The sequence below is a fragment of the Stenotrophomonas rhizophila genome (assembly GCF_007667275.1).
Lineage (GTDB): Bacteria > Pseudomonadota > Gammaproteobacteria > Xanthomonadales > Xanthomonadaceae > Stenotrophomonas > Stenotrophomonas maltophilia_AE.
Genome location: NZ_VDQT01000001.1, coordinates 184,478 through 207,829, shown reverse-complemented (window position 1 = coordinate 207,829; position 23,352 = coordinate 184,478). Strand labels below are relative to the sequence as shown.

The following is a 23,352-nucleotide window of genomic DNA, read 5'->3' as shown; positions in this document are numbered from 1 at the left end:
CGATAGAGGAACAGCAGCGCGACTGCGACCAGGAACGGGATCGAGCAGTACACGCTGACGGTAAGGCGGATGCCGTCGACCACGGCATCGGGTTGCTCGGCGGCGCCGGTCTGGTAGCCGTAGTGAGCCAGGATGGCGGCCACCAGCGCGCCGCCGACACTGAGCCCGATTTTCAGGCCGCACAGCATGGCCGAGAAGATGATCGCGGTGGCGCGCCGATGGTTCTTCCATTCGGAATAGTCGGCCACGTCGGCGATCATCGCCCACAGCAGCGGAATGGTGATGCCGTAGAAGAACCCGTGCAGCATGAACGAGGCGAATGCCACGGCCACGGCAGTCGGTGGGAACAGGTAGAACACCAGCAGGAAGACGGTGCACAGCAGCAGCGCCGCGCCGAACACATCGCGCTTGCCGAAGCGGTCGGCCAGTCGGCGGGAAACGCCGATGCCCAGGATCATGCACAGGATGCCGCAGGCGTTGAACAGACTGAAGGCCGAGGTGGCCGGGTCCTCTGGCCAGGTGAAGCCGGCCAGGCCCCAGCTGCTGAGCGTTGCGTTGAGGCCGCCGATGAAGCGGTTGAAGCCGGAGCTTTCGAGGAAGCCGGCCAGCGCCGGCTCGCTCATGTAGTACTGGAAGTAATAAATGTAGGTGCCGCCCTTCAGCGCCAGATTGACGAACACCAGTACGGTCAGCGCCAGCATCACCTGCCACGGGCGGTTGTGCAGCAGGTCCTTGAGGTCCTGCAGGACGCCGCCGGTCTGTTCCTTGGCCGGTACCACGCGCTCACGCGTGGTGGCGAAGGTGATCAGGAAGAACACCGTTCCCACCACGGCGAAGACGGTCATCACCCGTTCGAAGCCCACCACGCGGTCGCCGTCGCCCAGGATCAGCACCAGCGGCAACAGCAGCACCTGGATGATGAACTGCGCGATCATCACCGCCACGAACCGGTAGGCGGACAGGCTGTTGCGCTGGGCCATGCTGCCGGTGAGCACGCCGCTCAGGGCGGAGTACGGCAGGTTGTTGGCCGCATACACCAGCATCAGCAGGCCATAGGTGGCCACGGCATAGACCACCTTGCCGCGCTCACCGAAATCCGGCGTGCTGAAGGCCAGCAGCGAGAGCACGCCGAACGGCACCGCCGTCCACAGGATCCACGGGCGGAACCGGCCCCAGCGGGTAGCGGTGCGATCGGCAAGGATACCGATCAACGGGGTGAACACGAACGCGCCGAGCAGCCCGATCACGAAAATAAGCGTTGCCGCGGTCGCCGGCGGGAGCCGGTACACATCGGTGTAGAAGAACGCCAGATAGGTGACAAGGGTCTGGAAGATCAGGTTCGCCGCAAGGTCGCCCAGGCTGTAGCCGAGCTTTTCCCGCACCGACAAGGTGTGATCAGTCACGTTTCGCCTCCACGGTGAAGCGCTTGAGCACACGGGCGTCGGCACTGGAGCCGCCCAGCCGCACTTCGTACTCGCCGGGTGGCACGACATACGCGCTGCGCGTTTCGTCGTACTGGCGCAGCGCCTGCGCGTCCAGCTCGAAGTCCACCGTGCGCTGCTCGCCGGCGACCAGGTGCACGCGCTGGAAACCGCGCAGCGCCTGCACTGCGTCGCCGGGCCCGGCCGCAACCCGCCGCACGTACAGCTGCACCACTTCATCGCCGTCACGCTTGCCGGCGTTGGCAACCTTCACCGACACCTTCAAACGGCCATCGTCTGCGATGCGCGAGGCGTCCAGACGCAGCTTGCCGTAGTCGAACCGGGTGTAGGACAGCCCGTGCCCGAACGGGTACAACGGAGTGCCGCGGAAGTAGCGGTAGGTGCGCCCCTCCATGCTGTAGTCGTCGAAGGCCGGCATTGCCTGGTCGGCGGTGTAGAAGGTAACCGGCAGGCGTCCGCCCGGATTGATGTCGCCGAACAACGCTTCGCCCACGGCGGTACCGCCGCGCTGCCCCGGATACCAGCCCATCAGGATCGCGGACAGGTTGGCCTGGGCCCATTCCACGGCCATGGCCGAGCCGCCGGTGAGCACCATCACCACCGGCTTGCCGGTGGCGTGCAGCGCTTCCAGCAGCGCCCGCTGCGTGGCCGGCAGGCGCAGGTCGGTACGGTCGCCGCCGGCAAAGCCGGGGTAGTTGACCTTCATCTCCTCGCCTTCGACGTCGCCGGTCAGGCCGCCGACAAACACCACCACGTCGGCGCTGCGCGCCGTGTCCAGCGCCTCCTCGAAGGGCGGCTTGGCCCCGGGCATGCGCCAGCCCAGGCGCACGCCGGCATCGCGCTCGGCATCGTAGTACTCCAGGCGCAGGTCGTAGGCCTGGCCGGCCTGCAGGTCCAGCTCCACGCCGCCGCTCTGCATGCGATCGCTGTCGGCCCAGTGCTCCAGCACGCGCATGCCGTCCACGTACAGACGGAAGCCGTCGTCGGCGGCGGCTTCGATCCGATAGCGGCCCGACACCGGTGGCAGCAGCTGGCCGGTCCAGCGGATGCTGAAGTGATCGTTGGGCACCCCCTGCCCCGGTCCTGCTTCGCCCCGCGCCATCAGGTTGTCCGTGGGCGAGCCGCGGTCCCAGCGGAAGCCGATCTGCGCGTCGGTGCGCACCAGCGCCGGCTTGCCGGACAAGTCGGCGCTGCGGAAGTATTCACCGCGCAGGCCGCGCTCCGGCGAGTCGGCCGACGGGCGCAGGTAGGCCGCTTCGATCAGCGGGGTGGCGTCGGGATCGTCGCGGCCTTCGACCAGGTCCACGCCGCGCGCGTAGCGCACCTCCACGCCCCTGGCGGCGTCCCGGATGCCCTGCAGGATCGTCACCGGCGCCGCCGGGGTGCCGAAGTAGTTGCCGAGCAGGGCCATCGTATCGTCCGCGGTCGGCCCGACCACGGCGATGCGCTTGAGCGTGCGCGGCAGCGGCAGCACGCCGTCGTTCTTCAGCAGCACCAGCGATTCGCGCGCCGCCTGCAGGGCCAGCGCATCGTGCGCCGGGGCCTGGTTCACCTCCGGCGGAATGCGTGCCCAGCGCACCTGCTCAGGCGGATCGAACATGCCCAGCCGCATCCGCGCGGTGAACAGGCGGGTCACCGCATCGTCGATCTCGGCTTCGCTGATCAGCCCCTGCTTCACTGCCGCCGGCAGCGTCGCGTATTCCTGGCCGCATTCGAGTTCGGTGCCGTTCTTGACCGCCAGCGCGGCGGCGGCTTCGCGGGTGGGCACGATCTTGTGATGTTTCCAGATGTCGACGATGGCCCAGCAGTCGGAGACCACGTAACCCTTGAAGCCCCAGTCGCGGCGCAGCACGTCGCGCAGCAGGAAGTGGCTGGCGCTGGCCGATTCGCCGTAGACCCGGTTGTAGGCGCCCATCACCGCATCCACCTGCCCTTCCTTCACCAGCGCCTCGAAGGCCGGCAGGTAGGTGTCGTACAGGTCGCGCCTGCTGGGCTGGGCGTCGAAGTGGTGGCGGTCGGCCTCGGGCCCGCTGTGCACGGCCAGATGTTTGGCGGTGGCATCCAGCTTGCGATATTTCGGATCGTCGCCCTGCAGGCCATGGACGAAGGCAATGCCCATGCGCGCGGTCAGGTACGGGTCTTCGCCGTAGGTTTCCTGGCCCCTGCCCCAGCGTGGATCGCGGAAGATGTTGATGTTCGGCGACCAGAAGGTCAGCCCCTGGTAGCGGCCATGCGCGCCTTCGCGCACGAACTGGTGGTGCTTGGCGCGCGCCTCGTCGCTGATGGTGGTCGCCACCTGCCCCATCAGCGGCACGTCGAAGGTGGCGGCCAGGCCGATCGCCTGCGGAAACACGGTGGCCTGCCCTGCCCGCGCCACGCCGTGCAGGCCTTCGTTCCACCAGTCGTAGGGCGGCACGCCCAAGCGCTCGATGGCCGGGGCGGCGTTCTGCATCTGCGCGGCCTTCTCCTCCAGCGTCATCTGCGCGACCAGCGCAGCGGCGCGGGTTTCAAAGCTGGCCGAAGTGTCGAGCCAGGGCGCTGGTTCGGCAGCGTGGCCTGCGGGCGACAGTGCGATGGCGGCGCACAGCGCCAGCGTGTGGAACATGGGCCTGCGCGTCATCATTTGCTCCTCAGTGCACGCTCATCGCGCGCGAATGGTCCCAGCAGTGCGCCGACGAAGCCGCCTGCGCGATCCGTACTCAACACCGTTCCGTCCACGTCGTCGGCCAGCGTCTGCCAGCCCCGCCCGTCGCCGGTGTCGAAGGCGAACGCATAGCGGCCTTCGTCACCGCGTATCCTCAGCTGCAGCGACGCCGCTGCCTCCATTTCCCGGGTTGCCAACGTGCGGGTTACGCCCTTGCCGTCGCGCCCTTCGAGGAAGACCGCCATGCGGTCGCCGTCGAGACTGCGGACGCCCAGGAAATACCAGTACGCCTCGCTCTGGAACGCGGCCAGCCCTGCGGCCACGCCGGCCTGCGGACGCGTCATCTCCGTATTGGCGTCAAAGCGCAGATGTTGCTGGCGCCGGCCGAGGAACGCGGGATTCTTCAGCGTGTCCAGGTCCTCCGCCAGCGGATGCACGGCCAGGCTGCCCGGCCGCGCACGCAGGTCTGCCCACGGCTGTTTGGGAACGCGCACGCGCAGCCACCCGTTGCCCAGCGTTGGCGCGGAGAAGTCGTCGCGGTCGACGAAGTTGCCGGTAAACGGTGCCTGCGACGCCTCGCCCTGCATCCACGACGGTGCCTTGACCGCATACGGGATGACCTGGCCCGCCGGCAGGATCACTGGCCAGCCATCGCGCCACTCGACCGGCAGCAGGAAGGTCTCGCGCCCGGTGTTGTAGTGACGCGTCGCGTAGTTGCGGCTGGCCAGGAACACCGCCCACCAGGAACCGTCCGGGCCTTCCACCAGGTCGGCATGCCCGGCATTGGTGACCGGCAGCGGGCGGTCGTCCGGCAGGTCGCGCTGGGTCAGGATGGGATTGCCCGGATACGGCACGTACGGTCCCCAGACGTCGCGGCTGCGCAGGACCACCTGCGAATGCTGCGGACCGGTGCCGCCTTCCGCGTCGGACAGGTAATACCAGCCATCGCGCCGGTACAGGTGCGGGCCTTCGATCCAGATTGGCTTCTTCGCAGGTTCCACCCCACCGTCGATCAGCACCCTGCGCGGACCGACGGGGGTGAAGCGGTCCAGGTCGATCTGCTGCATCCAGATCGCACGGTGGCCCTCATAGCGGGGTGTGCCGGGCGGTGCATCGTTGTTGAGCAGGTACACGCGGCCGTCGTCATCGAAGAAGAGTGACGGGTCGATGCCCTCGATCCCGGGCAGCCAGTGCGGGTCGGACCACGGACCGGCCGGGTCGCGCGCGGTGGCGATGAAGTTGCCGCCGCTGTCTACCGCCGTGGTGACCACGTAGAACAGCCCGTCGTGGAACGAAATAGCGGGCGCGAAGATGCCGCGCGACACGCCCAGGCCGTCGAAATCCAGCTGCGAGGGGCGGTCGATGACGTTGCCGATCTGCTTCCAGTGCACCAGGTCCATGCTTTCGAACACCGGGATGCCCGGGAAGTAGGTAAAGCTGGAATTGACCAGGTAGTAGCGGCCGTTCGCGTGGACGATGCTGGGGTCGGCGTGGAAACCGGCAAGGATCGGATTGCGGTAGTGACCGGCGGGCAACGGCGCTTTAAACGCCTGGTCGCGGCCGCTGTATTCGAACCAGTCGAAGTAGACCGGCGGCGCCTCGGCCGCCCTGGCCTGGATCGCGACCGTCAGCAACAGCAGCATGGCAAGCAAAACGCGCATCAGGGCCTCCCTGCTTCTTCCAGAGGTAGTTCGAACGGCCCCGCCGGCAGGCCGCTGCTGTCGCCAAGCGTGCAGACCGGGCCATCGGCCCAGCAGTAGCGCACGCGTGCGCTGCCGTGGTGCGGACTGCTGTCCGGCGCCACGCCGTCGGATCGCAACACGACATCGTCCCCGTCCAACACGGCGTCCGCATACCGGCATTGCCGCACGTCGGCATCGCACAGCTCGAATCCGATCGGTCCCTTCGCGCCGGTGGTGGCCAGGCGCCCGGTGACGTCGTCGAAGCGGATCCTCAGCCCGTCCGGGGTGCGCGACACGTTGCGCGGCACCGGGCCGGATGCGGCGCCTGCGCGCTCTGCGTAAACCACATGGCGCGACAACGTTGCCAGTCGTCGGCCGAGTTCCTGCTTGTTGGGCGGATGGATGTCGTAGGCGTCGCCGATGTCGATGGTGACCGCCAGGCCGCTGTGCGGATCGTCCGCCGCGACCTGCCGTTGCGCCTCGCGCACCTGTGCCCAGCCGCTCTCGACAGGCGATGCGGGCGGCCGTCCGTAGCCGGCCAACTGCACGATCAGCAGTGGCAGGTCGGTGCCGAACCGCGTGCGCCAATCCGCGCGCAGGCCGCGCAGTCGGTCGGCGTAGGCAGCACCGTCGCCGGTGTTGGACTCGCCCTGGTACCACAGGATGCCGCGCAGGCCGAACGTGCCCAATGGCGAGATCATGCCGTTGTACAGCGTGGACAGGCCGGTGGCCGCCTGCCACGGCGCGGGCGGCGGTGCCTGCGCGCCGGGCGCCATCCGGTACTGCCAGGGGGCGTCCAGGACCACGCGGGTGCCATCGTCCAGGCGCACGGCGTGGGCGCTCGCCGGACCCGCCAGCCCGCCGTCGCCGTACGTGTCGAGCACGTTGATCACCACCTGGTTGGTGCCCGCCTTCAATGCACCGGCAGGAAGCCGGTACCGGCGTGCTTCGCCGGGGGCGTACTGACTGCCCACCGCGACGCCATTCACCCAGGTCACGTCGGTCTCGTCCACCGGCCCGAGTTCCAGCGTGGCCGGTTGTGCTGCCTGCGCGGCGGTCAGCGTGACCTGGCTGCGGTACCAGACCATCCCGTTGTAGCTGGACAGCGCCGGCACGCCCCAGCGCTCCCATGCGCCCAGCGGGGCCGGTGCCGCGTGCCACCCGGTGTGGCTGGCGTCGGGCTGCCAGGGCACATCGCCGGGCGTGGCACCCTCGCGCTGCGTCCACCACTGCTGCCAGATCTGGCCCCAGCGTGCGTTCGCCGCGGCGGGATCATGGGCATGCAGGGCGAGGACATCCAGCGCCTCGTCCATGCCGCCCTGCGCGCGCAGGGCATCGGCGCTGCTCCAGGCCTCTATCCGCGAGCCGCCCCACGCCGACTGGATGAGGCCCATCGGCACGTTGACGGTCTTTCTAAGCTCGCGCGCGAAGTAAAAACAGGCGGCGGAGAAGTCGCGCACGCTGTCCGGTGATGCGGCTTGCCATGAAACGGGGCCGGCGAAGCCTTGTTGAGGCGTGACCGCCGCGGCCTTGGGCACGGTGAACAAACGGATGTCCGGGTGCGTGGCCGAGCTGATCTCGCTGTCCGCGTCGAGCGCGCGCCGCACCGGAAGCTCCATGTTCGATTGGCCGGAACACAGCCACACGTCGCCGATCAGCAGGTCGCGCGCGACCTGGGTGACCTGGCCTGCGCGCACGGTGAGTGAATAAGGCCCTCCCGCAGCGGTGGCGGGAAGCGTGGCACGCCAGTGCCCGTCGGCCGCTGCGCGAGCGGTGACGGTGTGGCCAGCGAAGGTGACGGCTACCGCCGCGCCCGGATCGGCATCGCCCCAGACCGGTAGCGGCTGGTCGCGCTGCAGTACGGCGTGGTCCTGGAACAGCGGGTGCAGGAGTGTCTTCGCCGACTCCTGGGCCAGTGATGGCGTGACCATTCCCAGAAACACGGCGGCCACTGCCCAGCGTGAGCTTTTCATCGCCCGTCTCCTGGTGCGGAAGGGAACTGCAGTGCCTCGTAGTACGCCAGCGGGTGCGGCGGTGCGGGTTCGCCCGGGGGCAAGGGCCGGCCGCTGATCGATTGGAAGTAGGCGATGCTGGCGTCGCGCCACCATTGGGCTTCGCGTAGTTGGATCTGGAGGTAGGCGGCTACCTGCGCGTGTCGTTGCGGGTCGATGCTGCCGGTCAGCGGGGCAGAGCCCCGCTCTACGGGTGACCGTTCCGTTGCGAGTGCGGGTTCCGTTACGGGTGCGGGTTCCGTTGCGGATGCCGGTGCGTCCGCGTTGGCGGGCGGCGGTGCGAGGGTGGCCCAGGTGGCCTGCATGGCCTTGACCTGGCGGACGCCCAGGGAATAGCGGCTGACCAGTTCATCCCACAGGGTGCGCCCGGACGGCATGCGGTGGTCCCAGGGGACATGGTGGAACCACAGCAGCAGGGGTTCTGGAACCTTCGCGACGTCGGCATAGGTGGCGGCCACGTCCGGGGAATATTGGGCGACGGCGTTGCTGCCGCTTGCGGTGCGGTCGAAGCCGATGCCATCACGGTCGGCGCGGTGGTAGTACACCGAGGTCCAGTCCGCACGCGGACCACCGTCCACCCAGGGGCCGGGGCCGTAATGGTGGCCGCGCGCCATCAGGTGGTGCAGGCCGAGCGGGGTCATGTAGTTCACCGCCGCCTCGCGCGAACCCATCATCATGCCGACGATGGGCTGCACCACGGCCGGGTCCGGCGAGAACGTCATCGCCGCCCAGTCCGCTGCGATATCGCGCGCCGACGCCTGCGGATTCCAGGCCAGGCGCCCGAAGGCGTACCAGTTGGCCTGGTCGAAGTGCGAGCCGGTCCAGGTGCGATCGCTGCCGATGTTGGCCACCCCGGCGATGCCGGCCAGGGTCTCGGCGACGGTCGGTCCCGCACCGTGCCGGCGGGTGTCGGCGCGCAGCACTTCCTCGAACAACGGCCCCAGGTACACCAGGTGCGTGGCGAAGCCGAGGTACTCCTTGGTGAGCTGGAATTCCAGCATCAGCGGGGTGCGCGGCATCGCCCCGAACAGTGGGTGGAAGGGTTCGCGTGGCTGGAAATCGATCGGCCCGTTCTTGACCTGCACGATCACGTTCGGATGAAACGCGCCGTCCAGTCCGGCGAACTCGGTATACGCCTGGGTGGCGCGGTCGGCAGGCACGTCGTGGGCATATACGAAGGCCCGCCACATCACCACGCCGCCGTGCGGCGCCAGCGCGTCGGCCAGCAGGTTGGCGCCGTCGGCATGCGAGCGCCCGTAATCCTGCGGTCCCGGCTGTCCTTCCGAGTTTGCCTTGACCAGGAAGCCGCCGAAATCGGGAATACGGGCGTAGATGTCGGCAACCCTGTCGCGCCACCAGCGTTGCACCGCCGGATCCAGCGGATCCGCGGTCTTCAAGCCACCCAGCTCGATCGGGGCACTGAAGCGCGCGCTCAGGAAAACGCGGATGCCATAGGGACGAAACACCTCCGCCAGCGCCGCCGTTTTCTCGATGTACGCAGGCGCAAGGCTCCAGGCGCTGGCGTTGACGTTGTTGAGCACGGTGCCATTGATGCCCAGCGAGGCGTTGGCACGCGCGTAATCGGTGTAACGCGGGTCTTTCCATTCCGGCAGGCTCTGCCAGTCCCACAGCGAGCGACCCGCGTAGCCGCGTTCGACATGGCCGTCCAGGTTGTCCCAATGGTCGAGTACCCGCAGCGGCACGGGCGGTGATTCATGCACGTCCAGCCTGTCCAGCGCGGCCCCGGTCTGGAGCAGGCGCAGAAGGTGGAACACGCCGTAGAGGACGCCGATGTCGCGCTGCCCTGCCACCACCAGCACGCTGCGTCCGTCGTGCTGCACGCGCTTCAGCACATAGCCATCCTGCCCCAGCGCATCGATCTCGCCGTGCAGCGCTGCGATTACGTTGGACGACCGCGGTGTACCCAGGATCACGGAATACCGGCTTGCATCGGCATGCATCCGCGGCGACTTGCCCAGCAGACCGGCCAGCCCGCGCTCCAGTTCCGCGCGCGCAGCGCGCTGCGTCGGCGTCGCGTCGGGCGCGACGATATCGCTCAACTGCGCGCGGTACGTGGCGGCCAGCACGGGCTCGACCGGTACATAGCGCATCCACAGCGAATGACCGTCTTCGGCGCGTGCGCTGCCTACAAAAAGCAGCAAGGCGATGACAGCGCTCGACATCCAATGACACCGTTCGACAGCGGCACGATGCGGCGTTTTCGGCAGTAAACCGGGTAAGCTGGAGACGTGCCCTGGTCGCTGCATCATCTCCCCTGCCCGCCGCACGGTAGCGTTGCGAAAACGAAAGGAAACGCGTATTGGACAAGCCGAAGAAATCGGTCCGCCGCAAAACCAGTGGCGTGACGATCGACGAGGTGGCGGCGCTGGCAGGCGTTTCACCGATGACCGTGTCGCGGGCAGTCAACCAGGGCAATGTGCGCGAAGAGACCCGCGACCGCGTGATGCGCGCGGTGCGCAAGCTGGGCTACACGCCCAATGTCGCGGCCAGTGCGCTGGCCGCCGCGCAGCACACCCGCATCGCGCTGATCTATGCCAACCCCAGCGGTGCGTACCTGAGTGAGCTGCTGGTAGGCCTGCTGCGCGTGGCGTCCAACGCACCGGTGCAGCTGACCATCGACTACTGGGAAAACATGGATGCCGAGGCCGAGCGCAAGGCCGCGCGCAGCCTGGCCAGCCGGGTCGATGGCGTGATCCTGCCACCGCCCCTGTGCGAATCCGCGGCCGCCGTCGGCGAGCTGGTGAAGGCGCGCATCCCGGTGGTGGCGATCGCGTCCGGTCGCCAGGGGGACGGTATTTCCTGCGTGCGCATCGACGACTTCCACGCCGGAAAAGAAATGGCCGAGCACCTGATACAGCACGGGCACACGCGCATCGGCTTCATCTGTGGTCGCGATGACCTCAGCGCCAGCGCACGCCGTTACGACGGCTTTGTCGTCGCGCTGCAGGAGGCGGGCCTGGAGGTGGACCCCGAACTGGTCCAGCGTGGCAACTACACCTACCGCTCCGGCCTGGGCGCGGCGGAGCTGCTGCTCGCGCACGCGCGGCCGCCGACCGCCATCTTCGCCAGCAACGACGACATGGGCGCTGCCGCCATTTCGGTCGCGCACCGGCGGGGACTGGATGTGCCGCGCGACCTTTCGGTAGTCGGCTTCGATGACACCTCGGCCGCCACCACGGTGTGGCCGGAACTGAGCACCATCCACCAGCCGATTGCGGCGATGGCCGATGCGGCCATCGATATCCTGCTGCGTACCATCCGCCACCGCAACGACGAAGCGCGCCCGTTGACCGACCACGTGCTGCCGCACCGGCTGGTGATGCGCGACTCGGTGGCGCGCCCGCCCAAGGGTCGGTAGGGCGCGCCGCAGCGTCATGCGCCGGCGCCCGCGCAGGCGACGGTGACGTCCGCTTCGTTCAAAGCGCCCAGCGCGACGCGCGACATCGAGACGGTCATGGCCGACGCGGTCACCAGCGACCACGGGCGATCCAGCGTGCCCACCTGCGCGCCGGCACCGGCCAGGCACTTCAAGGGCACGCCTACGCGCGTCCACTGCCCCACCGGCAGCTTCGCCAAGGTCGGGCCGATCGCCACCCGCGCCGTGCAGCCGGTGCCACAGCCCACCGCCAGCCAGGCATCGCCTTTGGGTGCGGCGTCCACGCGCAGCGTGGTGACCAGCATCAGATCGCCGTTGCTCTCGCGCTGCAGGTCCAGGGCGGTGTGCGATTGCAGGGCGGCAACCGCCTCACCCGTGCCCGACCAGGCAAACCGACGGCCGTCTTCCTGCACCAGGTGGTCCACCCCGGTGACCTTGAGCAGGTCGCCTTCCAGGCCCTCCGGCACCTTGGTGACGGTCACGCCCTGCCCGGTGGCGGTTTCCAGCCGCAGCGCCATGCCGGCGCCGGCGTCGCCGCGTGCAAAGAACACGCCGGCCGCGCCCTCGTTACCGGTCACCCCCGAGACTTCAGGGAGCGCGGCCAGGTCGCCCTTGTCGGCGTAGGTCAGGCCATGGCCGAACGCGAACTGCGGGTCGTAGTCCTTCTGCCCCACGTTGTTGGCGTACTGCACCGCGGTGCGCGGCCAGCTGAAGCTCAGTTTGCCCTTGAAGTCGTTCTGCACGGCACCGTCCGGCCTGCGCAGCAGCACGTCGGCCACGCCTGCACCTTCCGAGCCCGGCAGCCATGCGGCAACGAAGGCATCGGCAGCGTTGATCTCCCGGTTGACCCACAGCGGGCGACCGCTCAGGAAGACCGCGACCACCGGAATGCCTTCTGCCTTGAGTTTCCTGATCAGCGCAAGGTCGGTCTCGTCGCCCGGCTTGTACGCCAGTGTTGCCAGGTCGCCCTGGAACTCGGCATACGGGTTCTCGCCAAACACCACCACGGCGACGTCAGGCTTGGCCTTCCAGGCGCCATCCACTGCGAACTCGGCCTGGCCCCCCGCCGCCCTGACCTGCTGGGCGATGCCCTCGAAAATCGTGTCCGCGTTCGGGAAGTCCTTGCGGGTGGTGCCCGTGCCCTGCCAGTTCAGGGTCCAGCCACCGGCCTGCTTGCCGACATCGTTGGCGCCGTCACCGGCGACCAGGATGCGCTGCTTCGGCGCCAGCGGCAGTACCCCACCCTGGTTCTTCAGCAGCACCAGTGATTCGCGCACGGCCTGGCGGGCCACGTCGCGATGTTCCGGCGCGCCGATCAGGGCGAACTGGCCACCCACCGCACGCGCGGACGGCTTGCCGGCCTCGAACAGGCCCAGCCGCATCTTCACCTTGAGGATCCGGCGCACGGCGTCATCCAAGCGTTCCTGCGAAATCGTGCCGGCCTTCACCGCAGCCAGCGTGGTTTCGTACATGCCCTTCCAGCTGTCCGAGGCCATCGGCATGTCCAGCCCGGCATTGATGGTCGCCGGGCAGTCGGTGGTGGTGCAGCCCTTGACCTGGCCGTGGCCGTTCCAGTCGCCGACCACGAAGCCGCCGAAGTTCATCCGGCCCTTCAGTGCATCGGTCAGGTACGGCTTGTTGCCATGCATCTTCTCGCCGTTGACGCTGTTGAATGAGGCCATCACGGTCTGCGCGCCGGCGGCGATCGCCGGCGGGTAGCCGGCGGCATGGATGCGGACCAGTTCGGCTTCGCTGATTTTCGTGTCGCCCTGGTCCTTGCCGTCGGTGGTGCCGCCGTCGCCGAGGAAGTGCTTCACCGAGGCGATGACATGGCGTCCGTCGAGGAATTCCGGCGAACCGACCTTGCCCTGCAATCCTTCGACCACCTTGCCGGCGTAGCTCGCTACGACCTCGGGCGATTCGGAGTAGCCCTCATAGGTACGTCCCCAGCGGTCGTCCTGCGGCACCGCCACGGTGGGCGCGAACGCCCATTCCATGCCGGTGGCCCGGGTTTCCAGCGCGGTGATCTCGCCGATGCGGCGCACCAGCTCCGGATTGCGCGCCGCGCCCAGCCCGATGTTGTGCGGGAACAGGGTGGCGCCGACGATGTTGCTCTGCCCGTGCACCGCATCGATGCCAAACAACACCGGGATCGCCTTGCCGCCCTGCGCGGTATCCATCGAGGCCGCGTAGAAGGCATCGGCCAACGCCAGCCACTCCGCGGGCGAGGCGTCGTAGCGGCCGCCGGGGTCGGAGTTGCCGCCGGCCAGGATCGACCCCAGCCGATACTTCCGCACGTCCTCGGGGGTGGTGCTGGCGATGTCGCCCTGGATCAGCTGGCCCACCTTCTCCTCCACCGTCATGCCCGCCATCAGCTCGGTGATGCGCTTTTCCAAGGCGGGGTCTTCGGCCAGCGGCCAGCTCACCGACGGCCACGGGGTGGCCTCGGCAGTCGCTGCGGGCGCCGCCGTGGCGGCGACCTTGTCGTCGCCTTTGCAGGCAACCAGCGCCAGGACGACCGCGACCATCAGGACGGGGGTACGACGCGGGAGGGTGTGGTGGGTCATGGCGCTCTTCCTTGTTGCCGCGATCAGCGCAGCAGGTAGGTGTTGATCAGGTTTTCGTAGCGTTCCTGCTTGCCGCTGATCTGCTTGGGCTCACCGCCCTTCGCCCCCAGTGCGGCCAGGTCCGCCAGGCTGAGCTTGCCATGTTCGAAGTCCTTGCCGGCGCCGCTGTCGAAGCTCGCGTAGCGCTCGGCGCGCCACTGCTCCCACGGCGAGTCGTTGAGCAGGCCATGGGCCACTTCCAGGCCGCGGGCAAAGGCGTCCATCCCGCCGATATGGGCAACGAACAGATCTTCCATGTCGGTCGACTCGCGCCGCACCTTGGCGTCGAAGTTCAGGCCGCCTTCCAGCCCGCCCTGGCGCAGCACCACCAGCATCGCGCCGACGGTGTCGTACAGGTCGGTCGGGAACTGGTCGGTGTCCCAGCCGTTCTGCGCATTGCCGCGGTTGGCGTCGATGCTGCCCAGCAGGCCGTGGTCCGAGGCGACCTGCAGGTCGTGCTCGAAGGTGTGGCCGGACAGCGTGGCGTGGTTGGCTTCGATGTTGAGCTTGAAGTCCTTGTGCAGCCCGTGTTCCTTCAGGAAACCGGCCACGGTGGCGCTGTCGAAATCATACTGGTGCTTCATCGGCTCCATCGGCTTGGGCTCGATCAGGAAGTTGCCCTTCAGGCCGATGCTGCGACCGTAGTCGCGCGCCATGGTCAGGAAGCGAGCGAAGTGGTCGACCTCGCGCTTCATCTGCGTGTTCACCAGCGAGGCATAGCCTTCGCGGCCACCCCAGAACACGTAATGTTCGCCGCCCAGCTCCACCGTGGCTTCCAGCGCCGCCTTCACCTGTACCGCCGCACGTGCCACTACGGCGAAGTCCGGGTTGGTCGAGGCACCGTTCATGTAGCGCGGGTGCGAGAACAGGTTCGCGGTGCCCCACAGCAGCTTCATCCCGGTGGCGTCCTGGCGCTCCTTGGCCAGGCCGACCATGTGCTTGAGGTTCTTCTCATACTCGCCGACGTCATCGGCGTCCGGCGCGAGGTCGATGTCATGGAAGCACCAGTACGGCACGCCCAGCTTGGTGAAGAACTCGAACGCGGCGTCGACCTTGGCTTCGGCGCTGGCCATCGGCGTGCCGGCCTCCCACGGGAAGTGGCGGGTACCCGGGCCGAACGGATCATGCCCGGCATTGCAGAAGGTATGCCAGTAGCAGACCGCGAAGCGCAGGTGCTCCTGCATGGTCTTGCCACCGATGACCTTGTTGGCGTCGTACACCTTGAACGCAAGCGGGTTGTCCGACCCGCGGCCTTCGAAGGGAATGCGGCCGATGCCGGGGAAGTATTCGGTGGCGCCGATGAAGGGCTGGGTGCTCATGCTGCGGTTCCTTTCGTTGTGCGAGGTGTCGCGAAAAAAGCGGGATCAGCCGCGCTGCAGCGGCGTGATGGCGTCAAGGTGGCGCAGGAAACGGTCGTAGGCGGCGGCGTAGGCGGCGCCCCGCGAGGCATCCGGGCGTGCGGACAGCTGCGGGTCGAGCGCAACGTGGCGCTCGGTGATGTCGGCGATCGAGTCCGCGTCCCCGCGCGCCTTGCCCAGCGCCCACAGCGCCTGCAGCGCGGCGCCGAACGCAGCGCCTTCGGGCTGGGTCGGTACGTCCACCGGCAGGCCGAACACATCGGCCACCAGTTGCCGCCACTGCGCGCTGTTGCTGCCGCCGCCGGTAAGCACGATGCGTTCGAACCGCATGCCGGCACGCACGAAGGCGTCGTAGCCGTACTTCAGGCTGTAGGTAGCGCCTTCCATCGCCGCACGGTAGAAGTGCGCCGGGGTCATGTTGGTGGTGTCCAGCCCGGCCAGCACGCCCTTGCCATGCGGCAGGTCCGGGGTGCGCTCGCCGTTGAGGAACGGCAGCATCACCAGGCCGTCGGCGCCGGGTGCGGTGGCGCGCAGGTGTCCGTCGCCAAAGCGGGTGCTGAAACCGAACGCGTCGGCCACCTGCTCGGTGACCACGGTGCAGTTCATGGTGCAGATCAACGGCAGCCAGCCGCCGGTGGACGAGCAGAACGCGGCCCACGCGCCGTCGGGGTCGACCACCGGCGTGTCCGAGTACGCGAACAGCGTGCCCGAGGTGCCCAGGCTCATCGCCAGGCGGCCGGGCGCAACGCAGCCGGTGCCGATGGCGGCCATCATGTTGTCACCGCCGCCCACGGCCACCTTCGCGGTGGCAGGCAGTCCAAATGCTTTTGCGGCGGCGGGGGCGATGTCGAACAGGGCGTCCGGCGGCGCGATGGGCGGCAGGCACTCCGCCAGGTTGCGGTCCGGATCGGTCGCGCGCAGCAGTTCGGGCGACCAGGTGCGGGTGCGCACGTCCAGCCAACCGGTCCCGGAGGCATCGCCATGTTCGCAGAAGCGCTCACCGGTAAGCACGAAGTTGAGGTAGTCGTGCGGCAGCAGGATGGTGGCCAGGCGTGCGTACGCGTCCGGCCGGTGGGTCTTCGTCCACGGCAGCTTGGAAGCGGTGTAACCGGTCAGGATCGGGTTGCCGGCCAGGGCGATCGTCTTTCCGGTGCCGCCCGCCGCGTCCATGATCTGGATGCACTCGGCCGAGGTGCTGGTGTCGCACCACAGTTTGGCCGGTGCAAGCACCTCCCCTGCAGCATCGAGGGGCACGAAGCCGTGCTGCTGGCCCGACACGGCCAGCGCGGAAATGCGCGCGCGCACCGAAGGGGCGATGGCCGCGAAGCAGGTGTGCAGTGCAGCCACCCAGTCGGCCGGGCGCTGCTCGCGGCTGCCGTCGGCGGCGCTGTCCAGTTCAAGCGGGGCACTGGCGCTGGCCACCACGCTGCGCTTGGCCGGGTCGTAGACCAGCACTTTCAGGCTCTGCGTACCTGCATCGATTCCAGCAACCAGATCCATCCACTATTCCCCATGTATTCCAGAAAGGTAGCGCTACCAATTTCCTGCAGCAGAACACGGCCACGCTAGGCGGTGGCCAGGCTCCGTGGCCAGACCTCTGCCGGTGCCTTGCAGTAGCGCTCGATGAATTCCGCCTGCGATGGCATCGTCGCAACCGCCTGCTGCACCGGTTGCTGGATCCGCGCCAGCAGCGTGCGCAGATCGGCATCGCCGAGCGCGCGCGCCAGCGGGTGCGGCGGACCCGGCTGGATGCCCTGCCCCATCAGCACGCTGGTCCAGGAATCGACGCGGAACAGTTCGCCGGGGTCCTGCCAGGCGTGTGCGCGTTCGCGCCAGGCACGCAGCCGAAGCGCCAGCGATTCGGGCAGCTCCATTTCGCGGCAGGCTTTCCACATCGGCTCGTCGCGCTGGGTGGCGTGATAATGCAGGATGATGAAGTCACGCACGTGCTCCATTTCCTGGCGGCTGACATCGTTGTACAGCGCGGTCAGGGCCGGGGTGATCCCATCGAACGGGAACAGCTGGATCAGCCGCACCACGGCGCTGATGGTCAGGTGGATGCTGGTCGATTCCAGCGGCTCGATGAAGCCGCTGGCCAGGCCGAGCGCCACCACGTTCCTGTTCCACGCCTTCAAGCGGCGTCCACTGCGGAACGGCACCAGCCACGGATCGCGCAGCGGCGGGCCCTCGACATCCCGAAGCAGCTTGGCCTGCGCTTCGTCATCGGACAGGTGGCGGCTGGAGAACACCAGCCCACAGCCCACCCGGTGCTGCAGCGCGATGTGCCAGCGCCATCCGGCCTCGTGCGCGATGGCACGGGTATACGGCACCGGCGGGTTGACCGACTCGGTCTGCACCGCAACGGCACGGTCGCTGGGCAGCCACTGGTTCCAGTCCTCGTAGCCGCTGTGCAGGGTCTGCTCGGTCAACAGGCCGCGGAAGCCGGTGCAGTCGATGAACAGGTCGCCCTCGATCACCTGCCCGTCTTCCAGCACCAGCGCCGCAACGGAACCGTCGTGGGCGTGCTGCCGCACCTCGCGGATCTTGCCTTCCACCCGGCGCAGGCCCTGCGCTTCGGCGCGGCGGCGCAGGAATTTGGCGTACAGCCCGGCGTCGAAGTGATAGGCGTAGTTGACCTGCGGCTGGGTCTGCAGCGAGAACCGGTCACCGCGCGAGGCCACGCTTTCCATGCAGAAGTCGCCCAGGTCCGAGGGCATGCCGCGGCGCAGGCTGTCCAGCCAGAAGTGATGGAACGGGGTGGCCCAGGTGCCCTGCCCGATGGTGCCGAACGGATGGATGAAGCGCTCGCCGGGGCGGCGCCAGTTCTCGAACGAGATCGAGAGCTTGAAGGTGCCGGCCACGGCCTGCAGGAACTCCTGCTCATCGATCTGCAGGAAGCGGTGGAAGGTGCGGATTGGCGGCACGGTGGATTCGCCGACGCCGACGGTGCCGATCTGCTCGGACTCCACCAGGGTGATGTCCAGCTGCTCGCGGAACTGGTGCGACAACGCGCAGCCGGCCAGCCAGCCTGCGGTGCCGCCGCCGGCAATGACTACCTTGCGGATCCGTCCTTCGGTCGTGTTCGCAGCGTTCAAAGCGATGCCCCCATCAGCGGTTGAGTCGGCTGAGCAGCTGCGCGCGCGTGCGCCGCGCCTGCGTCTCATCGAACGGTGCAAGCTCACCCCGGGCAGCGTCGGGCAGGTGCTGCCCTGCGCGCTCACCGGGACCGAATACGTAATACTCGAAGATCTTTGCCCACGCCTGCTTCTGGCGCGGCGGCAGATCGCGCAGCGCCCACATCGCATGCTGCAGCGCCGGCAGCGGCGAAGACAGGAAGCCCGGCACGCTGCGCCACCAGTAGTTCACCAGCACGTTGAACGGTTCGAGGCTGCGCACGTGGTGCCACCACATGCTGGGAATGAAGATCGCGTCGCCCGGGTCCAGCACGGCGGTCTGCGCGCTCGCCAGCGCGTCACGGAACCGGGGATGGCGGTCGAAGTCCGGATGGTCGAAGTCCACCACGCTGACCACCTGCCCGCCCGGGGTCGGTTCCAGCGGGCCGGGATAGAGGTTTTCGATCTGCTCCGGCGGAAACAGGGTGAACCGGCGCCGGCCCACCGCGCAGCAGGCCAGGTTGTCCGGGGTGTCGTAATGGCAGGACGCGGTAACGCGGTTGCCGATCCAGATGCTGGCCGAGGCGTCGATGCCCTGCCCGGCCAGTCCGGCATCGTTGGCCTGTGCGAACCCGGGCAGCGCACGTTCGATCAGCAGGGAGGCCACGTAGTAGGTGGGCGGCTTCGGCGCATCGAGGGTGTCGGCGATCTCGTCCAGCACCTTGGTCAGGAGTCCGCGCCGCACCTCGAAATTCAAGCGGGTGAAATCGTCGTTGTAGAACGGGCGCCCCTCGATCTCGGGGCCGCCGAAGGAGTACTGCACCGGCACGCCCGCATCGAAGCCACGCAGGTACGCCAGCGCCTCGTGGGTGGAGCGCAACCCGGCCTGTACCAGCGCCCAGTCACGCGCGATGCCACGCAGCACCACCGGCTCGCCAGCGGCAACCAGTGCCTCCAGCGGCAGCGCGTCGGGCTGAAGGCCCTCCAGGGTGCGCATGGCAACGCCATCCGGCATCGGTCAGTTCCTGCCCGCCGCCACGGCGGCATCCTGCGAGCGCAGGCGACGCTGCTTTTCGGCAATCAGCCGCCGCATGTTGTGCAGCGACGCCAGCATCAGGTACGCGCCTTCCAGGTAGCCGGCACGGTTGAGTTCGGCCAGCGCGGCACCGTCCAGCTGGGCCAGGCGGTCGCGGTCGATCGCGTGCAGGCCGTTCACCCCTACCCTGTTCTGCGGGTCGATCTGCACGTCGAGCGTGACCGGTTGAATCAGTCCCTTCGCATCCAGCATGGCAAACATGTCGGCGCCAAACGCATGGCCGTCGTGGATGCCGCGCAGCACGTTGGCAATGTGGTCCAGGTACGCCGTATTGCCACCCTGCGGCAGGAACACCGGCTCACCCTGTGACGTACCCACGCGCGGATGGTCGAGATCCACGTGCAGGACCGCCTCCCGGGTGAGCTCGCCGTCGATGCGGTTTTCCTGGAATCCGATCAGGAACGGCCCTTTGGCCGCTGCACCGGGCAGGTAGGAGGCGTTCCAGCGGCCCTCCTGCAGGTACAGGTTCTCGTGCTGCTCGAACCCCAGCAAGGCCACCGACTGCCATTCCCCGCTGGCGGCGTCCCTGCGCAGGAAGATCGGGTATTCGCGCTGCAGTTCGGCGTACTCGCTCGGGTAGGCCGGCACCATGCCGACCGCGTCGCCATATTCGGGCCCGAACCCGGTCGCTACCCGCAGCTCCCGGTGGGCGATGTTGTTGAGCATTTCGTAACGCGGCATGTGTAGTCCAATCCCTGCAGGAGCCTGCACGGGTGCCGCTGCCGGAACAGCGGCACCCGTGACCTGTTCAGAACCTGTAACGAACGCCAAGCATGTAACGCGGATCCTGGTCGGCCAGCTTCACCATCATCTGCGAGGTGCGCGAACGCCAACGCACGTCCTCACCGGTAAGGTTGATCGCTTCAAGGCTGAACGACCAGTTGTCATTCAGCGTGTAGCCCACGCTGAGATCCCACTGGTCGTACTCTTCCACATAGTACGGGTTTCGGCTGGAACCCTGGTTGGCCAGGATCAGGTACTGGTCGCGCCAGTTCCAGGCCAGGCGGACCGACCAGCCGTACTTTTCGTACATCAGCATGGCGTTGGCGGTATCGCTGAGGCCGGTGAGCGAGAACTGGTCGACGTTCGGGTCGCCGGCGTCGTTGTAGCCCACGTCGCCATTGACGATGGTGTAGTTGGCCAGCACGCCGAAGCCGGTGTCGCCGAAGAAGTACTGCCCGCCCAGTTCCCAGCCGTGCAGCTTGGATTCGTTCTGGTTGATCGGGCGGTTGACGTTGAACTGGTACAGCGGGTCGTCCGCCTCGCCTACCAGGTCGTAGGCCGCTTCGGTGGCCAGTACCTGCGCGTCGGTGCCGTTGTAGGCGCCCAGCCCGGCGGGGTTGTTGCGCAGCAGCGCCAGCGCGGTGAACAGCGAGGTGTCGTTGGCCGAGCAGGCCGCCGCGTTGGCCGGACCCACCTGTGCGATACACGCCCCACTGGTCAGGAACCCCAGCGCCGCCTGCGCGTCCGGCCCCGAGGACGGGTCGCGCAGACCGTACAGGTTTTCCTGCACGATGGTGTTGCCGATGAAGTTGCTGACCCGCTTGTTCCAGTAGGTCACCGACACGTAGCTGGCATCGGCGAAGTACCATTCCAGCGCCAGGTCCAGGTTGTCCGATTCCAGCGGTTTCAGGGCCGGGTTCTGCGCCGTGCCGCTGGCTCGCGAGGACGGATCGATCAGCACCGAGCCGAACGGCTGCTGTGCGGTCGGACCGGCATACAGGTTGCCGATCGGTGCGCGGGCGATGCTCTTGCCGAACGACACGCGGCCCTTCAGGTCATTCAGCAGGTCGATGCTGAAGTCCAGGTTCGGCAGGATGTAGCTGTAACTGGTCTTCTCGGTGAAGGGCTGCTGCTCGTTGGACAACAGCACGCGGAAGTCATTGTTCGCCTGCCACTGGATGCCTTCCGGAATGGCGATGATCGAGGTCGACACCACGTCGGTGGTCTCGTAGCGGACGCCCAGGCGCGTATTGGTGCGGTGGCCGCCCAGGTCGCCGTCCAGCTCGACCTGGATATAGGCCGAATTGGTCTTCTCTTCGACCCGGTTGTCGGCGGCATTCTGCGGGCTGACGCCGAGGTTGGCGCCATAGTACTGGCCCGCCCACTGCGCCAGCCGGCCTGCGTCGCCACGCCAGGCGCTGAAGCTGTTGACGTTGAAGTCGTCGAACATGCCGACGATGTTCACCGGCTGCAGCAGGTCCATCAGGCCGTTGGCAACGTCCCCGTTCACATTGGCCACGCCCCAGTCGCCCAGGGTGTTGTAATTCTCCGCAGCCTGGATGCGGTGGGTGGTCTGCTTGCTGGAGTCCACGCCGAACTGGAAGCGGCCCGCGTCGAAGGCCCACTCACCGTCGATGCGACCCTGCTTGATCTCGCTGATCTGGGTCTGCGAATTGATGCGCAGCACCTGCGAGCCGATCTCGCCCGGCACGAACCCGCCGTTGACCACGCCGTTGGTCTTGGCGATGGCATCGGCAGCGGTCGGGTACCAGACCTGGGTGCCCACCGGCAGGCCGTTGTTCCAGACCATTTCCTGCACGTACGTGCCACCGCACTGCGGCCCGGTGGTGCAGTTGTTGGTGCCGGCGATACTGGAGAAGATGGAGCCGCCGCCGGTGAGCGGATCGTTCGGCCGGCTCTCGTTCTTCGAGTCGTGGCCGTCGAAGCTCAGCTTGAAACGGTCGGTGATGTTCCAGGTGGCATTGAAGCCGAGCGAACCCAGCTTGTACTTCTGCATGCTGCGCTGCTGTTCAAGCCCGAAGTCCTTGGTGCCGGCGATCTCACGGATGTAGATCGGCGTAGCCACCGCACCGCTGGTGTCGAAGACCACATCGGTGTAGTTGCTGTTCTGCAGCCACATGCCCTGCTCGCCACGATTCTCTTCGATCTCGTTGGTCGAATAGGTGTAGTCCAGGGTCAGGGTCACCGCGTCGGTCGGTGCGAACTGCAGCACCGCCTGGCCATTGATGCGCTCGCGCTCGAAATCGGCGAAGGCGTAGCGCAGGTCGTTCGGGCGCCCGTACAGCGCGCCGATGGCCGGCGCATTGGTCACCGTAGGATTGCCGGGCATGGTCCCGGTCCACGGCTGGATGTTCCAGTAGTTGTTGGTGGCCTGCACCGAGCCACCCTTGCGCTTCTGGTAGCTCGCGCTAACGCCGACGCCCCAGGTCTTGTCCGGGTTGGTGTAGCTGAAGATGCCGGAAAGTTCAGGGGTCAGGTCGTTGTCGAACGGCTGGCTCTGGTCGGAGACGATCTTGGCCCCGGCGCTGGCAACGGTGCCCTCATGGTCGAACGGACGTCCGGTGAGGATGTTGATGGTGGCGCCGATACCGCCGCTGGGCACGTTGGCCTGGCTGGTCTTGAAGACCTCGATGCCATTGACCGCTTCGGCCGCCAGCTGTGCGAAGTTGAACGCACGGGTGCCGCCGTCAACACCGCCGATGGCGACCTGCCCCGCCGCGCCGAACGCGTCCGCACCGGGCATCTGGCGGCCGTTGAGGGTCACCATGTTGAACTGCGGGCCGAAGCCACGGGCGGTAACCTGCGCACCTTCGCCATCACGGCGCTCGATGGAGATACCGGTGATGCGCTGCAGCGATTCGGCCAGGTTGGTATCGGGGAACTTGCCGATGTCCTCGGCACTGATCGCGTCCACCACGCCGGCGGAGTCGCGCTTGATGTCCATCGCCTGGCTGAGGCTGTTGCGGATGCCGGTAACCTGCACCGTGTCCAGCTGGGTCGGTGTGGACGCGGACTGCTGCTGCGCGGCAGGTGCCGGCGGCGCGGCGTCCTGTGCGAAGGCGGGATTGATGACCAGGACGCCACCGACGAAGGTGAACATGGCCCGGGAAGTAAGTTTCGCCAGCCTGCGGCTCATGGATGAGCCCTCAGGTCTGGGGTACGACGGAAAGCACAAGCGCTCATGACTCTCCCCTCTGACATACGATCGAATGGATGTACCGCCCCTCCTGGGGGCACGCACGGGCGAGGCCCGTCTTC

Annotated in this window: 12 protein-coding genes and 1 pseudogene; 1 reads left to right on the top strand and 12 read right to left on the bottom strand. The window is 67.7% G+C overall.

The genetic code is table 11. The features are described 5' to 3' along the window. Positions 1–2: 2 nt before the first annotated feature. From FSZ13_RS18840 to FSZ13_RS00880, 5 genes and pseudogenes are all read right to left on the bottom strand, one after another. Positions 3–1,493, bottom strand: a pseudogene (locus FSZ13_RS18840) (MFS transporter); the annotation flags it as partial. After that, positions 1,396–4,065: a glycoside hydrolase family 3 protein gene (locus FSZ13_RS00900; RefSeq protein ID WP_145477561.1), complete on the bottom strand. Its 2,670-nt coding sequence runs from the start codon at positions 4,063–4,065 to the stop codon at positions 1,396–1,398. The gene FSZ13_RS00900 and the pseudogene FSZ13_RS18840, both read right to left, overlap by 98 nt. Beyond that, the gene (locus FSZ13_RS00895) at positions 4,062–5,747 is read right to left on the bottom strand and encodes a glycoside hydrolase family 43 protein (RefSeq protein ID WP_145477560.1); all 1,686 of its coding nucleotides are present in this window, start codon (positions 5,745–5,747) and stop codon (positions 4,062–4,064) included. The genes FSZ13_RS00900 and FSZ13_RS00895 overlap by 4 nt, the downstream gene beginning before the upstream one ends. Beyond that, positions 5,747–7,741, bottom strand: a complete 1,995-nt coding sequence (locus FSZ13_RS00890) for a sialate O-acetylesterase (RefSeq protein ID WP_145477559.1) — start codon at positions 7,739–7,741, stop codon at positions 5,747–5,749. The genes FSZ13_RS00895 and FSZ13_RS00890 overlap by 1 nt, the downstream gene beginning before the upstream one ends. Beyond that, positions 7,738–9,963 carry an alpha-glucuronidase family glycosyl hydrolase gene (locus FSZ13_RS00880; RefSeq protein ID WP_260844058.1) on the bottom strand — a complete coding sequence of 742 codons (2,226 nt, stop codon included), beginning with the start codon at positions 9,961–9,963 and terminating at the stop codon, positions 7,738–7,740. The genes FSZ13_RS00890 and FSZ13_RS00880 overlap by 4 nt, the downstream gene beginning before the upstream one ends. Before the next feature lie 137 nt (positions 9,964–10,100). On the opposite strand from FSZ13_RS00880, the gene FSZ13_RS00875 reads away from it, so the two are divergent. Continuing rightward, a complete protein-coding gene (locus FSZ13_RS00875) occupies positions 10,101–11,159 on the top strand; it encodes a LacI family DNA-binding transcriptional regulator (protein ID WP_145477558.1) in 1,059 nt (352 codons plus the stop codon). A gap of 14 nt (positions 11,160–11,173) precedes the next feature. Here FSZ13_RS00875 and FSZ13_RS00870 read toward each other — a convergent pair whose 3' ends face one another. The 7 genes from FSZ13_RS00870 to FSZ13_RS00840 form a co-directional block, all read right to left on the bottom strand. Beyond that, positions 11,174–13,744 carry a glycoside hydrolase family 3 protein gene (locus FSZ13_RS00870; protein WP_145477557.1) on the bottom strand — a complete coding sequence of 857 codons (2,571 nt, stop codon included), beginning with the start codon at positions 13,742–13,744 and terminating at the stop codon, positions 11,174–11,176. A 23-nt stretch (positions 13,745–13,767) separates the two neighbouring features. Next, complete coding sequence (xylA, locus tag FSZ13_RS00865) at positions 13,768–15,102, bottom strand: xylose isomerase (RefSeq protein WP_145477556.1); 1,335 nt, start codon at positions 15,100–15,102, stop codon at positions 13,768–13,770. A 45-nt stretch (positions 15,103–15,147) separates the two neighbouring features. Continuing rightward, positions 15,148–16,641: a xylulokinase gene (xylB, locus tag FSZ13_RS00860; RefSeq protein WP_145477555.1), complete on the bottom strand. Its 1,494-nt coding sequence runs from the start codon at positions 16,639–16,641 to the stop codon at positions 15,148–15,150. A 65-nt stretch (positions 16,642–16,706) separates the two neighbouring features. Continuing rightward, positions 16,707–18,236, bottom strand: a complete 1,530-nt coding sequence (locus tag FSZ13_RS00855; RefSeq protein ID WP_145477554.1) for a tryptophan halogenase family protein — start codon at positions 18,234–18,236, stop codon at positions 16,707–16,709. Between the two features lie 13 nt (positions 18,237–18,249). Next, a complete protein-coding gene (locus tag FSZ13_RS00850) occupies positions 18,250–19,251 on the bottom strand; it encodes a cupin-like domain-containing protein (protein ID WP_428999954.1) in 1,002 nt (333 codons plus the stop codon). Positions 19,252–19,272: 21 nt separating this feature from the next. After that, entirely contained in the window at positions 19,273–20,031 is a 759-nt protein-coding gene (locus tag FSZ13_RS00845; RefSeq protein ID WP_186308812.1) for a SapC family protein, read from the bottom strand. Between the two features lie 67 nt (positions 20,032–20,098). Next, positions 20,099–23,230, bottom strand: coding sequence for a TonB-dependent receptor (locus FSZ13_RS00840; protein WP_145477552.1), 3,132 nt, complete (start codon positions 23,228–23,230; stop codon positions 20,099–20,101). Positions 23,231–23,352 lie beyond the last annotated feature (122 nt).

Coding starts and splice junctions, on each gene's coding strand:
- FSZ13_RS00900 (WP_145477561.1), bottom strand. CDS start 4,065: ATGATGACGCGCAGGCCCATGTTCCACACGCTGGCGCTGTGCGCCGCC.
- FSZ13_RS00895 (WP_145477560.1), bottom strand. CDS start 5,747: ATGCGCGTTTTGCTTGCCATGCTGCTGTTGCTGACGGTCGCGATCCAG.
- FSZ13_RS00890 (WP_145477559.1), bottom strand. CDS start 7,741: ATGAAAAGCTCACGCTGGGCAGTGGCCGCCGTGTTTCTGGGAATGGTC.
- FSZ13_RS00880 (WP_260844058.1), bottom strand. CDS start 9,963: ATGTCGAGCGCTGTCATCGCCTTGCTGCTTTTTGTAGGCAGCGCACGC.
- FSZ13_RS00870 (WP_145477557.1), bottom strand. CDS start 13,744: ATGACCCACCACACCCTCCCGCGTCGTACCCCCGTCCTGATGGTCGCG.
- xylA (WP_145477556.1), bottom strand. CDS start 15,102: ATGAGCACCCAGCCCTTCATCGGCGCCACCGAATACTTCCCCGGCATC.
- xylB (WP_145477555.1), bottom strand. CDS start 16,641: ATGGATCTGGTTGCTGGAATCGATGCAGGTACGCAGAGCCTGAAAGTG.
- FSZ13_RS00850 (WP_428999954.1), bottom strand. CDS start 19,251: ATGCGCACCCTGGAGGGCCTTCAGCCCGACGCGCTGCCGCTGGAGGCA.
- FSZ13_RS00845 (WP_186308812.1), bottom strand. CDS start 20,031: ATGCCGCGTTACGAAATGCTCAACAACATCGCCCACCGGGAGCTGCGG.
- FSZ13_RS00840 (WP_145477552.1), bottom strand. CDS start 23,230: ATGAGCCGCAGGCTGGCGAAACTTACTTCCCGGGCCATGTTCACCTTC.